Origin of the sequence: Weissella thailandensis (assembly GCF_005405465.1) — a bacterium.
In the GTDB taxonomy this organism is placed as follows: Bacteria; Bacillota; Bacilli; order Lactobacillales; family Lactobacillaceae; genus Weissella; species Weissella thailandensis.
Genome location: NZ_BJEC01000014.1, coordinates 1 through 13959, shown reverse-complemented (window position 1 = coordinate 13959; position 13959 = coordinate 1). Strand labels below are relative to the sequence as shown.

General features: G+C 36.8%; 15 protein-coding genes and 1 other annotated feature. Of the genes, 1 reads left to right on the top strand and 14 read right to left on the bottom strand.

The window, feature by feature from the left end; genetic code table 11:
- Positions 1-4: 4 nt before the first annotated feature.
- The 4 genes from FFM62_RS07095 to rplU form a co-directional block, all read right to left on the bottom strand.
- On the bottom strand, positions 5-1207 hold the full coding sequence (locus tag FFM62_RS07095; RefSeq protein ID WP_133296294.1) for a hypothetical protein: 1203 nt from the start codon (positions 1205-1207) through the stop codon (positions 5-7).
- Positions 1195-1776 carry a hypothetical protein gene (locus tag FFM62_RS07090; protein WP_115470289.1) on the bottom strand — a complete coding sequence of 194 codons (582 nt, stop codon included), beginning with the start codon at positions 1774-1776 and terminating at the stop codon, positions 1195-1197. Before FFM62_RS07090 ends, FFM62_RS07095 begins: the two co-directional genes overlap by 13 nt.
- Positions 1777-2371: 595 nt before the next feature.
- On the bottom strand, positions 2372-2683 hold the full coding sequence (rpmA, locus tag FFM62_RS07085) for a 50S ribosomal protein L27 (protein WP_115470288.1): 312 nt from the start codon (positions 2681-2683) through the stop codon (positions 2372-2374).
- 25 nt (positions 2684-2708) lie between these two features.
- Entirely contained in the window at positions 2709-3011 is a 303-nt protein-coding gene (gene rplU, locus FFM62_RS07080; protein ID WP_075270165.1) for a 50S ribosomal protein L21, read from the bottom strand.
- A gap of 29 nt (positions 3012-3040) precedes the next feature.
- Positions 3041-3116: a sequence feature (ribosomal protein L21 leader region), on the bottom strand.
- A gap of 329 nt (positions 3117-3445) precedes the next feature.
- On the opposite strand from rplU, the gene FFM62_RS07075 reads away from it, so the two are divergent.
- A complete protein-coding gene (locus tag FFM62_RS07075) occupies positions 3446-5245 on the top strand; it encodes a putative glycosyltransferase family protein (RefSeq protein ID WP_075269170.1) in 1800 nt (599 codons plus the stop codon).
- Between the two features lie 52 nt (positions 5246-5297).
- Here the strand turns inward: FFM62_RS07075 and FFM62_RS07070 are convergent, their stop codons facing one another.
- From FFM62_RS07070 to FFM62_RS07025, 10 genes are read right to left on the bottom strand one after another with little or no spacing between them, the layout of a single operon-like run.
- Positions 5298-6389 carry a GH25 family lysozyme gene (locus FFM62_RS07070; protein WP_115470287.1) on the bottom strand — a complete coding sequence of 364 codons (1092 nt, stop codon included), beginning with the start codon at positions 6387-6389 and terminating at the stop codon, positions 5298-5300.
- A gap of 10 nt (positions 6390-6399) precedes the next feature.
- The gene (locus tag FFM62_RS07065; protein WP_115470286.1) at positions 6400-6696 is read right to left on the bottom strand and encodes a phage holin; all 297 of its coding nucleotides are present in this window, start codon (positions 6694-6696) and stop codon (positions 6400-6402) included.
- 9 nt (positions 6697-6705) lie between these two features.
- On the bottom strand, positions 6706-6951 hold the full coding sequence (locus FFM62_RS07060; protein WP_133296293.1) for a hypothetical protein: 246 nt from the start codon (positions 6949-6951) through the stop codon (positions 6706-6708).
- Between the two features lie 5 nt (positions 6952-6956).
- Positions 6957-7310, bottom strand: coding sequence for a hypothetical protein (locus FFM62_RS07055; protein ID WP_115470284.1), 354 nt, complete (start codon positions 7308-7310; stop codon positions 6957-6959).
- A gap of 11 nt (positions 7311-7321) precedes the next feature.
- Positions 7322-8884, bottom strand: a complete 1563-nt coding sequence (locus FFM62_RS10410) for a collagen-like protein (RefSeq protein WP_133296292.1) — start codon at positions 8882-8884, stop codon at positions 7322-7324.
- 12 nt (positions 8885-8896) lie between these two features.
- Positions 8897-10699 (bottom strand): glycerophosphodiester phosphodiesterase family protein, encoded by a 1803-nt coding sequence (locus FFM62_RS07045; RefSeq protein ID WP_115470283.1) that lies wholly within the window; start codon positions 10697-10699, stop codon positions 8897-8899.
- Positions 10700-10703: 4 nt separating this feature from the next.
- Positions 10704-11084, bottom strand: coding sequence for a hypothetical protein (locus FFM62_RS07040; RefSeq protein WP_115470282.1), 381 nt, complete (start codon positions 11082-11084; stop codon positions 10704-10706).
- Positions 11085-11087: 3 nt separating this feature from the next.
- The gene (locus tag FFM62_RS07035) at positions 11088-11897 is read right to left on the bottom strand and encodes a GH25 family lysozyme (protein ID WP_165845851.1); all 810 of its coding nucleotides are present in this window, start codon (positions 11895-11897) and stop codon (positions 11088-11090) included.
- Positions 11894-13021 (bottom strand): phage tail protein, encoded by a 1128-nt coding sequence (locus FFM62_RS07030; protein WP_115470280.1) that lies wholly within the window; start codon positions 13019-13021, stop codon positions 11894-11896. Before FFM62_RS07030 ends, FFM62_RS07035 begins: the two co-directional genes overlap by 4 nt.
- Entirely contained in the window at positions 13021-13857 is an 837-nt protein-coding gene (locus FFM62_RS07025; RefSeq protein WP_115470279.1) for a phage tail domain-containing protein, read from the bottom strand. Before FFM62_RS07025 ends, FFM62_RS07030 begins: the two co-directional genes overlap by 1 nt.
- Between the last annotated feature and the right edge of the window lie 102 nt (positions 13858-13959).

Genomic DNA, 13959 nt, shown 5'->3' with positions numbered 1-13959 from the left:
TCTTTTACTTTTTAATTAATTTCGTGTTCATTACATAAATATAGTCGCCTGGTTGCAAAGTTACATGTTCAGTAATGACAAGCTCACCCTCTTGACTATTATTCTCGAATGGTTTGGAATAAAGCTTTGCAATACTATAATTATCTGTTGATTTTAATTGATATTTTCCAGGTAGTATGTCGGTTCCTACCTTCAACATACCATTTGTTGCATCACCATTAGCAAAATTCATTCCTGATGTTATTTTTAATAATTTAGCATTATTAACCTTGATCATATCATTTTGATGAAACTTGATATATAGATTTTTGTCAAAAGCTCTCTCTATATTGTCACCATTTAGCCATTGGATACTTCCAGTATCTTCACTCAGCAATACATAATTACCTGCATCCAGATCATCACCAACTTGATGTACCCCTTCAGTAAGTATCCCTTGTTCCGATAGATTATTTAAACTTAACACACGGTCGGGTATTGCTGACGCTCCTTTGACAACTTTTTGCTTATTTTGCAAGGCAATATTATTAACAAACACATTAATTTTATAATTGTTAGCTATCTTTTTTTTATCTAATTTAACAGTAAAATTACCAACGTTGTTAGTTTTTGTTAGAAATAGCTTTTTATGAGTACTTGCATCTTCACCATAAACATATATATTAGGAGTACTTTTCCCATTTATTAGCAAAAAGTCATCATATTTCAATATTTTTTGCTGCTTATTACTAAGTTTATTCCCCCGTTGACTTCGTAAGTTAAATTTTCTTTTATATGTTGTATTAATATAATCTCCGCTATCTTCGGATTTTTTTAAAATCGTTTGTTCAGAATTATAGATTACTTTGAACTGACTATTCCCATAATAAATACCTACCACGGGTAGTATAAGCAACAAGCTCAATATTATTTTATTTGTCTTAATTGGTTCATTAACAATTTCAATAACAATTTGAAAGAATATAATTACTGTGATTAAAATCATTATCATGCCCATTTGTTGTTCTTTAACTCGTAAAAAAAGGCCACCTACCAAGGCTCCTGATATGATAGCAATAGCATCAAAGATAATCTTACTAATATGATTTAAAATGGTTGGATTTCTTTTCCGTGTTTTGTGGATAGCTAAACCAACCCCAATACTAATTAAAAAAATAACTATTAAACTAATTCTTTGAAACAAAATAATCACCTTCACTTTATCCAATACACATTTCCATTATCAGAGTAGACCCTATAAGTTCTAACCAATTGGTGTGATTGATAGACGTTAATCCGGTAGTATAGTCGACCACTTCGACTGGTTAAACGTATATTTGAGCCACCAAAAGTTACATGATCTAAATTAATTTTCGCCTTAACTCTGTTGATTGCTGTTTGAACGTTTAGTATTTTCCTTCCGGTTTTCAATAACTCAAATTTATTATTTTTATAAATGATTTCTTTTTTACCCTTTGATAAAAATAAAACCATCTTTTTTGAGTCGCTACTTATATAGCTTTGCATTTTTTGTCCACGGAAATCTATTTTTTTATCTTTCTTTAGAGTATATTGTTTTTGTGTATCAGAATCTTGGACTAAAAAATAGTCTTGTACTTGTTCAATTGTCGTATTCGTTTGTGAGCTTTCAAACACCCTATCTTTGACATTGTCATGCGTATTAATAACTTTATTTGGTGTTTGCGAAGCACTAACTATATATGAACTCTGTCCAATAAAAAATAAACCAATACTACTCAAACCAATTAATAATACTTTTAATATTTTATGCACCATAAAAAAATCACCCAGAACCTCCATGTTATATACTTAAAATTTATCATTGATTCAACTTTAAATCAATATTAAATATGTATAATAAAGGGATATACAGGTGAAATTAAAATACTCTCATTTATAATATATAATGCTCATGGTTTATATATTATAAATTCGTCCCTCCAAAAATAATAACCACTTTTCTAACTTGATTCGTATTTACGAAATTAATTTAATACATTCTACTTAATACGTTATTCTTTTCACAATATATACATCCTACTGTACACGATGCTCTTCTATATTGTATTACAATACAATATATGAATTTTTCATTAATTTTTGGGGTCATTGGGGTCGTTGGGTTTGTGCTTTTTATTGGCCAAGAAAATATTGGACCCAACAATTAACCTCTCCTTGAACAAAAGCAGAGACAAGTAAGTGACAATTGGTGACATTTTTGGAGTCAATTAAAGTCAATTTTGAACAAATTCGCCTTATCAGCGATCTTGTCTACTCAGTACCAATATTACACATCAATGTCCACAAACCCTATCATAGCAACAAAAAAGACCCTACTAACCAAAGTTAGTAAGGTCATTTTATTAGCTAATTACTTAGCGATGATTTCTTTGTATTCTTCACGAGATACAACTGATACTTGGCGCTTGTCACGGCCCATACGACCGAACTTTACAACACCATCAGTCAGTGCAAACAATGTATCATCGTTACCGCGACCAACGTTAACACCTGGGTAGATGTGAGTACCACGTTGGCGGTAAATGATTGATCCAGCTTTGATTTCTTGTCCGTCGGCACGCTTTGTACCTAGACGACGACCAGCTGAGTCACGACCGTTGGCTGATGAACCACCACCTTTGTGGTGAGCAAGCATCGTCAAGTTATTCAAATTTAATTGCATGATTTAAATCCTCCTATCCGATGGCTTAGGCAATTGAGTCAATGACAACCTTAGAATAAGGTTGGCGGTGACCTTGCTTAGCATGTGAGTGCTTCTTTGGCTTGTACTTGAAAGTAACAACCTTCTTTTCCTTACCTTGCTTCTCAACAGTTCCTGAAACAGTAACACCTTCAACGTAAGGTGCACCTACTTTGCCATCAGCGAAGACAACTTTGTCAAAGACAACCTTGTCACCTTCTGCGGCATCCAACTTCTCGACGTAAATTACGTCACCGGCAGAAACTTTGTATTGCTTTCCACCGTTCTCAATGATTGCATATGCTGCCATGAGTCTGTAGACCTCCATAAAAAATTTTTGTAAAAACTTAGACTCACCAATGCCCGCGAACTCAAAGAATTGCTTAATACAGGCCATGAGTGGTTGCAGTTTGTGAGATTCCACAAACACAACGTAAACTATTATAACCTAGTCAACACACAAATTCAATGGTAATGCGTTAGTTCAAGTAAATAAGTATTACAAATACAAAAATGACCTTAGGAGCGTTGATTTATCAACATTCCTAAGGTCATATTGATGCAACTGGTGGGACTAGCGAATGTTATTACTTCAACGATTGTACACCTATTGCAGTAACTATGCGGTAATTTTTTCTGCCTATATAAAAAACCGCAAGACTGGGAAACTTTAATTAAGGATAAAGAAAATATTGTTGTCTATATATGGTATATTAAATTTGATAAATTTTTTAGAGGTGTACCATGAAAAAACACATTCAACCAATAGTTATTATCTTTTTTATTTCTATTTTTATAGTCAGCCCAATTATTTTAAATAAAACCCCTGTTTTAGGAGTTGATGGATATTTTCATTATGGCAGAATATATGAAGCTGCATTGCAAATAAAACATTTAAATTTTTCAACGTTGAATCTATATTCTTTTCAGCAGTCTGGACGTGTTGTAAACGCGCTATATAGTCCATTTTTAACTTATTTACTTGGGGTTTTACTATTGATTTCTGGTTCTTGGCTTAAATTTCAGATAGTCTTAAACATTTTAGTACTTTTTACAGCAGGTTTAATTACCTACTTTATTTCAAGAAAAATTGGATTTAGTAAAAATATAAGTATTGGATTAGGAACCATTTATTTAAGTACCAATGCTATTGCATCATTCTTAATTGTATCTGGTTGGCGTTCAATAGGGCTAGCGTTCCTACCTTTGATAATCTTGCCTATGATAGACATGCTAAATAGTAATTTCAAATTAAAAAACTCTCTTGTGCTAGCGTTAGCTGTTAGTTTACAAGTTCAGGGTCACTTACTAAGCGCCGCATTTGCAATCCCTGTATTGATTTCTGCCTTCGTTGTTGGCTTCATTCAAACGCACAAAAAATGGTTAATGATCAAGTATCTTGTTATTGCGATTTTCACTTCAATAATATTATGTTTAAATACTATTTTACCTTATCTACAGTTATCAACACATAATATCTTAGTGCCACCAACAAGCATAGATGTAACTAATAGTATTTTTAATCCATTTGATGTTCTATCAACGAATGGTATTTCCTTACTAGGAAACCATATATCAGTATCTGAAAACATATTGGCCATTTTATCTATGCTAGGGATTGCCATAATCATTATGTTTTGGAAAAGAATATCTATCCTAAGCAGGATTTTAATTATTTCAGGCCTTGCTTATTTTGTCTTAGGCAGTAATTTAATGCCATGGCCAATTATCCAACTAAACTTGCCTGAAATAAGGAATTTTTTGCAATTTTCTTTCCGATTCACACTGGTTGGCGAAATATTCGTTTTAATTGGTACATTATTAGCTATGAAAGAATTAGTAAATAGTACTGATTTTAATTTTAATAAATTACTAGAGTTCATAGTAATTACAATGTCTGTTATTAGCGTTATTAGCCTAGTAACCTCAGTTTCAAACAACGTTATTTCAAACTACAGACAGACTACTAGCATCGCGCAAAGTGCTGCAATCAATCCAAAAGATTTAAGACTAAAGCCAATGAATGGTCATCCAGTAAATACAACAACTGACCTAAGAGCAGCTTGGAGTAATCGAGACTTAAGTCAACTTATAAATACAGTAGATCGGACAACGCCAGATTACTTACCTATTACTAAGTTCAATAATAAAGAAGATTACTATGGACTATATACAGAACATGTTTTAGAAAAACATAGTTTATTTAATAAAGATGTACGATCACATGGAATTTTGCATATTTCTTGGATTCAAAATAAAGCTCACCAAATTGAGGTACCTGCCTTTATATATAAAAACACAATTGCCCACCTTAATGGCAAAAAAATAAATGCTATAACTATTTCTAAGACACCAATTGGAACAATAAATATTAATGGTGTTAAAGGTAAAAATTCACTTACACTACAATATAAAACTAGTCACATATTTAATCTTATGGTCATCGTGTCTGATTTGAGTTGGTTAATTTTAATTGGTTATTTTATATTTATGAACACGTTGGTAAGATCTGATAAAGAAATATCTAAATCAATACCACAGTAAACACAAAAAGCCCACTAAGCTATTCAATCGAATAACCTAGTGGGCTTTAATTTTATTTAGCTAATAATGAATTGGCATTGTACCAAACGTTGCCATATCGTCCTTCAACAATACCAGCACCATTTGAGTTGTTATCGTATTGATCAATCGTTCCGTAGTTGTAACCACGCATGAACTTAACCTGATCACCTACGCGAGTTGCTGCATAGTTACCACGAGTCACATTATCCAACATTGCTAGCGGAATACCATTAGCCGTCCAGTTAGCATCCTTGCCACCTGCCAGGTCATAGTTGATAGCTTGCCACATGCCATTTGCATAAGCGATCTTGTCAACACGGAATGACTTGTAAGCCGTGAAGCGATTACCAGCGTTCTTAAATTTTTTGATAGCTGATGTGTCCTTATTCACTACTGGCTTAGATGGTGTCACGTTTGGCACAACAACATCCTTATCAGTACCTGCCGTGAAGAAATTGTCGTACAGAATTGAAGCATCAAAACGCCCTAATGAACTGGCGAAACGTTGATTAGACGTCCATTGCCATGCGTGTTCAGTTGAGTAATGCTTCATGGCTGATGTTGGCACGTATGGATATTGTGCTAACCATGCTTTCTCACCAGCAGGGCTGACACTTGATGAGTAACCACCAGTGTAAGTCGTTGAGCGGTAACCATAAGCACGGACACGATTCTCAAACGCTGTCGCAACTGGTTGCATACGTGAACCCATTAACAATTGGTATGAGTTCTCAATATCCACAGCCAAGACAGCACCAACAGGTAATCCATCAGCCTTTGCCATTCGAACCGCATAATCAGCTTCAGCAATCGCCCCAGCAACTGTCGTTGATGACAGGAAATGATACCCATTGATGTACAAGCCAGCTCGTTTTGCAGAAGCAATGTTACCTGGTGCGGTGTAATCATGAAAGGTTGTTCCTTCTGAAATCTTGGTCGCCACAGCTTTCATACCATAGTTATTTCGCATATACACAAACTCTGGCGCTGTCATTTGTCCGTTGTGGTTAGACACGTCCACCATGTCCACACGAGGTGTATCAGCATGGACAGTTAATTGACCAACACCTGCGAACGCTAAAAAAGCACCTGCCAGAACAAGTGCTTGCTTTAATTTATTCATAACATCTCCCTTATTTTAATTGTTCAGTCGTATCGGGTACTTGAGTGACTTTGACTGGATCTTCTAACTTAACAGTTGTTGGTGCTTCAACCACACCACCACCAGACAGTACACCTAATGCACCCAAGATGGTCAACACGGTATTAACCACAGCAACAATGGCGTTCCAATCGCCAGTAAACTTGATACCAAACACTGAAAATACTTGTTGAACAAGTACGATTAATAAAGAAACCAGACCTGCAATTACTTTTCGTGAGTAACTACCGTCTGGGTTCTTAAGTGCGTTATTTATTTTTTGTAACATGACGTCTCCTTACTTATCGTCTTTTTTGGAGTGGTATTCTCGCCAATCCTCCAAACGTAACGTCCGCTTATCTAAATCATCGAGGCGCTGGTCAACGGAGCCAATCGTGTTTTGAAGCTCTTTGATGGTGTCATTTAATTGGTTGAACGACTTAACAAATGTGAACTTGATAACCACCCACACGGCACCAGATATGCTACCAAGTGTCGTCAACCAGCCTACTAAATCATGGGGCATAAATCCTTTCATTGGCACACACCTTAATCAGCTTCTGATTGAGGATCTTCTGACGTTGGTGTATCTGCAACAGGTGCTTCAGATGTTGCTTCTGATTGTACAGGTTCAGGGTCATCTGGCACATATTCTGGCTCTGGTTCTGGCACAACCACCTGTGCCCTAGCAATTAACTTCTTTGCTTTAACGATTGCCAAATCTTGTAAGTCTTCAGTGGTTGTTTGAAATGAGATACCGTCCTCTTCTGCAGTTAATCGAATTTGTCCACCAAAATAATTATCTGGTTCGACAAAATTAACCACCAAGTCGATAAACTCGATGACTAGCCCTTTATCTGAGTTTTTAAGACTGGTATTTGTGATTGATGTTGTAATGTTCATTGCGTCCTCCTTTAATCAATTGGATAAGAAACTTCAAATGAAGCCTTTGTACCTGAGTCAGTGCCTGATGTGGTTGATGAGGCACGTGATACTTCACCATTGTTGCCAATTAAAAAGTTTCCTGATTTATTGGCTGCAAACCAAGACTCCCAAATCCAGTGTTGAGGTCTATAACCAGCAGGCAACGTTGCGAATACTTTACCAACATCGGCAGTAACATCCAGCACTTGAATGTAAACAACACCATTCAGTAAGCGGTAACGAGCAACAGTTGCTTTCACACCACTGGCAAGAGACATATTTTTCCAACCAGAATCGTTCATCAAGGTACCACCAATCGTGGTATTACCAGAAAACGTCTTGTTACCCGCAACGGTTTCATTACCTGTATTGTGAACCACTTGACTATCTTGTGCCAGTAGGGTAGAAGTTGGAGTAATTAAAGGTGTCCAACCAGAACCTGTATACTTATCAAGGTATCCACTACTTGATAAGCGGAACGCTGGGGCAAGTGTTGGGTAACCTGCTTGCTGACCTGGCATGAAGTAGATATAACCATCTGAAGCGATAATTGTATGCTCATTACCGTGGTCGGAAATAGGTAAACCAGAGGCTGATGTATCAGCTAACCCATTATTGATGGCATCACCAAGTCCTTTTGCAGACTCTCCACCACCAACAATCGTAAGTCCACCCGCACCTAAAGTGACACCACTTCCATGAGTAAATGCTGAGTAGTAATGCCCGATGGCTTGTTTAGTACCTTTATTTGTGTCATTCATCTCAAGGAATGGGGTAGCACCTGCTGAAGGGACGCGCTTGTAAAGTGTGTTTGCCTCCAAAATATGACTGACATTTACATCAGTAAAACTTTTTGTTCCTGTTGCTGATTGGTCCCCTGTGGTATTAACGGTCATGCTGTAGTCCACAACTCCATCTTTACCAGCAGGACCAGTGTCTCCCTTATCACCCTTTGGTCCAGTGTCTCCTTTATCACCCTTTGGACCTTGGGGTCCTGTTTTACCAGTAAAGCCTTGTGGACCTGTAGCACCAGCGTCTCCCTTGTCTCCCTTAGGACCTTGGATACCCTGTATTCCTTGTGGACCTTGCGGACCAGTATCTCCTTTATCACCTTTGGCAATCGTGCTGGTATAATCAGCCACCTTGTCGTCCATTGCCTTTTTGACATCTGCCAATACAGTGTCAAAGGTTATTTGCGGGACTAACGCACCTTCTGTGGCATGTAAGTTCTTATTGATAGTGAATGTGGCATACCCTTCCGTTGGAAATACTGAGACATCACCATCTTTATCTGTAACTTTAATTTCAAGGAAATACGTATCAGGAGTTAACTTTTGCAATTGGCTGTCCTTAAAGTCCAAGTCAATTTCAGTGCCATTGCTTACCAAATCGATGTCAAATAAAAAGCCACTGGCATTCGCAACAGTAGCTGTAATTTGCTTATTGGTTAAGTCTTGGGCAACACCGTAATCCCATGCCTGTAACTTCATGATGCCATTGGTGTCGGCAACTTTATTTTGGTTATCATTTAACCGTTTTAATAATTTTGACATGTGTCCTCCTTCTTAAATGTAATAGGTCAGGCTACCGTTTACCCAATCACCATCATTATTGCTGTCACCTTTATCCCAATTAAGACCAGTCTTAACTGTTGTATTTGGATAATCACCTTTACCATCAATATCAAAAGTTGAGATAGTGATTGATTCAGTTCCTTTAGTCATACGAGTAGCTGAAATACCCCAAACCGCTGAATGAGGCATTGCCCACTTTGGCAATTTTGCAATGACCTTATTCTTAGTACGTGTTCCACCATAGACTAGAAAATGTAGTTGAATTTTTTGAGGAGCAATTTCAGTAACATAAGCATTAAAATTTCCTGCAGGATGGTTCTTCCAACCATTAACCAACTGTAATTCTTCGTATCGTAATTCCCCAGATAAACTATTAGTGGTAATAGAATCGACACCCCATGACAACAATTTTTCTCGCTTCGAATCATCATTTGGCGTCCATGCTCCAACATTCAAATTGCGATTATGAGCGTCAATAACATTTTGTGCAGTTAGACCTGCGATGTTTACATCGACACCTGAATTAACACCCAAAGCAACGGCATCATCAAGAATCTGTTTTGTTACCTTATTAACCAGATAAGATACTTCCACTACTGGTAGACGTTTCTTTACCTCTTGTAGTGAGCCATAATCAAATGAGATAAACATCATTTCATTTTGTACATTGAACTTCTTAATGATTTTAATCAGGGAATCCCAATTGGCAGCGGTGTAATTGTCAGTAGAATCTTTCTTAATTTCAATAACTGGAATAATTCGCTTGTCTTTTGCAATGGTCAAAGCTTCTTCTAATGTTGGAATAACCAACTCAGAAGTTTCATATTGTCCTGCCTTACTTCCATTGCTAATTGGTATCTTACGCAAATCGGCAAAATTATATGAACTAATGGCACCAGACTTAGTGGTCATACGGTCAATGTTGCCATCATGCATAACCACCCAATGGCCGTCTTTGGTTACATGAATGTCAATTTCCATACCAGAATGATTAGCAATTTTACGCATGGCTACCAAAGAATTTTCTGGCGCAATCTTTTGCGCCCCACGATGTGCAAAGAATTTCGTTCCAACTTTAAAGGCTGGATGTGATAGTGCTTCCGCGTACGTGTGGCCGCCAAATTTATTGGCATCATCTGCTTTACCATGGAGATCACCGGTTACATCCCCAGTCACCTTTCCTTCAACAGTTCCTTTTACAATAACGTCTTTATCAAACGTATTATTTTCTTTGAATTCATTAGTCTTATTCTTAACCGCCACTTCATTACTATTGATTGTATTCACATAATCATTAATCGTTGCCTTCAGCTTGTCATAAGCTGACTGAAAGCCATCTAACTTACCTTTGACTTCATTAATAATTTTTTGAATTGAATCGATATAATCTTGTGATGCACGCGTAGAAATGACGATACCATTTTCAAACACAGTGAACATAATCGGAATGGTAGAAACAACTGTATTTTTATTATCAGTAACTGTTAAAAAGGCTTCTTTAATATCACCCACTGCTTCATACATTTCATTTGGAATATACATTGAAAATAAGCCAGCAGTCGCTGAAATCATCTCATTAATACCATTGATTACCTTAATTTTATCAGCTGAATCGCGAGCTTTTAATGTCACATCTTGGTTAGTTAAGTCATGTGGCAATCCATTGTCTTTCATTGCAAAGTATACAATGCGGCCGTTATCACCTTGTCGACCACTCAAATCTTCCACCACTGTAGAATCCGTTTTATTTAACGTTGTATCAACTACTGTATATCGGCCTTGTTTTTCTGCCATAATTTTACTCCTTCATTAGTTTGTTTAATTCCATAATTTGATTAAAAGTATCTAGTGATCTATTCAATTCGATTAATGTTTTTTTGTAGTCGTCAACCAAAAGGTTCAAATCACTACCTTTATTTGTATAGTAAATTTTTTTAACATTAATATTTCCAAATGGATTCATGTGATATGACGTTAAAGTATCCACTAACAAGTTATGCCATTTTATTAATTGATCTAATGTATCAATTAAATAAATATAGGTTTTTTCATTAACCACAGTAATTCCAAAAGGGCCACCGGAAGTTGGTGGATAATTTATCATATATAGCTCATACAACCTTTTATGAAGTTTGTATAATGCACCATCCACATCATTCAATTTTTCTGTGTCGAACATAAGCTACTCCTTTTTAACAGCGGTTAATTTACCCGTGTTATCTACTCTCAACTCAAATTTCGTACCGTTAGGGCTTTCCAAAATATTTAATTCCGGTTTCCCTGCAACAGCCTGCCAATGTGTATAAGCATACGCACGGTTACCGTTGTCATCACTGTATTGAATAATAGGTGTAATGGTGGTTGTCACAATATCACCAGTTTTGGCTAACTTTGCCCAATCATCTTTGCCCCCATAAAATTTATTTAAATCAAGGCTGCCGTTGTAGCCAGGTAAATTACCGTGTGAACTATATTGATAAATTGTTGGTGTCGTCCAACTACCAAATACCGTGTTATCTGTCCAAGGCTCTTCTTGATAGCCAGTTGATTCTTCAGAAGCATACTGAGCACACCACAATCCATAATCTTTAGAAACAATAGACCAATTGTAAGCGTTAGTGACTGATTTACTCATGTAGATTAGAGGCTTAACTTTTGTCTGCTTATACACATAATCTAGCCATGTTTTAGCATAACTAACTCCTTTGGTAACAACTTCACCTTCCCAATCTAAAGTTAATACCGCTTCACCAACATAATCTTTAACATTATTTAAAAAATATTTAGCCTCCGCCTCTGCTCCGGAACCATCGGCATAGTGATAAACGCCTAACAGCTTTTTAGTTTTTTTAGCACTAATATACTGACTTGTTCTGACAGGCGATAAATAATCTACACCCTGTGTCATTTTAACAATGACAAAATCAGCAGATACTTTAGACAAATCAATATCTGGTTGCCAGCCTGAAACATCTATTCCGTTCAGTGTCATTCTTCCACCTCTCCTATGTTCCATAGTTTTCGATTAGCATCAGTATTTATAATGTTTCCTATATTGATTTGTAACTTTGAAATAGTTTTACCCAACGTTTCATTGCTTTTACGAGCTTTTTGTAAATTAGTGTAGTTACGAGCATAATCAAACAGTTTATTACCAAACGTCACAGTATCAGATTGTTTCGCATCCTGTGGATGTATGGTCATACCAATAATGCGTACATCCACATCCACTCCCAGACGATCCTTAATAAGACCAGAATTACCAATGGCAACGTTGTTAATTTCTGATAGTTTCGCATGATGCTCAAACTCAGCTTGTTCCATTGTGTACTGGACGATTGGATAATCTTGCAATTTTGATTTGATATAAGCTAATAATGAATTATTATCTGTGAAGCGATCATCTTGAATGGTTGCTGCTTGTTTAATGCCCCAAATAGTCTGAGTTGGACTGTTGTATTCGGCCGTAGCTTCATACGTTCCATCATCCTTTTGCTTACCCAGACCTTTAATCTTGGTCCGAATATTACTGTAATCTTCAGTCCATTGAATTTTACTGGCATTATAGCCGTCAATGAAAATAAATCCATCTGTCTGGCCAAGCATTTTATAAATATGAATGGTCCAATTATCAACATAAAATTCAAATCCAAAATCATCTTTCAACGTGTTCATCAACAATGAATCAGCATAATCTGCTCCAAAACCATCACTAAACGAATAATTAGGAAACGAATCATGTATAACATACTTGAATAAAGTGCCTTCAGTAATTAATTTCATACACTGATCTAAACCCTGTGTATTTGTTAATTTATTTTCCACGTACCTATCGTGTAAGTCCGTCCCAACATGGACAGCTGATACTTGATACGTGCGTACGTCACCAGTAGATGTGGGGCTCACGTTGCTCAGGCGGAACCATTGGCCAGTTTCAGGCACAAGCACCCTTGTTTGTGGCAACATAGCTTCTGCAGCTATCTTATTGCGGTCATTAGCTACAAAACTAAACGACAAGGTACTAAACTCATTCAGTGTCTCTGTAATCGACAAATCAGTGACAACTGCTGGGACTTCATCAAGATGAGCTGTATGTGCATAAACTATATTTGCCATTAATAGTAAAACCTCGTTTCAAATGAAATCGTAAAACCACTCGCACCAGTAATTTCCATATCGTTGTACCCCTGTGCAAAGTCTAGGAAACTGCGACTCGAGTAATCATTACCCAACCGTTGAATACCATTAACGATTGGAACTAGCCCAACTAATTGAAAACTATCGTTATCCGTCAGCACCTTTTTATACGTAAAGGATTGGTTAGTGGTCTTATTCGTAATTGTCAGTCCGTTTGGTGCGCTACCTTTAAACGTGATGGTGACTGGTCGTTCATCCGCCAATAATGGAATGACTGACGGATTGTAGACTTTAAAACTTGCCGTTGTAAATTCGTACTGATAATCATCAAATGGCACACCGAGGCTCGCATCATAGTCAACGCCATTCACTTTGGCTTTTTGTAGTGTTGTGGCAATACTTTCTGCAAAGCCCTCATAACAAACCAGGCTAATTGCCACGTTTTTAGCTTTCCAGTAATTACCTAATCGGGGGTAAGTGAACGCATCAGCAACTACTTTCCACCGCATAAACGGCGTTCGTAAACTAATCACGTAAAAAGGCTCCACACTACTAAATATTTTTAGTACCTTGAGCCTTTGTAATTCGTAATCAAAATTATCGTGTGCAAATACATCAAACGTTATAGGAATCGTGGTCTGTGTGACCTGTGTGCCTGTTAAAGACGCCCCATAATCACTCGTCTGTGCGTAAGTATGCGCATAGGCTGGTGATGGTGGGTCAAACGTAACAACACGAATACCTTCTGCCCCTAAATCATAGACAGTTCCATCTAACTTTTGAATTAAAATGTCACTTTGAAATTTAGTAGCCATACATATTACCTGTGATTTGACCTTTCAATTGAATATCTTGATTTTGTAACATTTTAATCTTAGGATAAGTAGCTCGAGCAACTTCGCCACTGTCTAATTGCA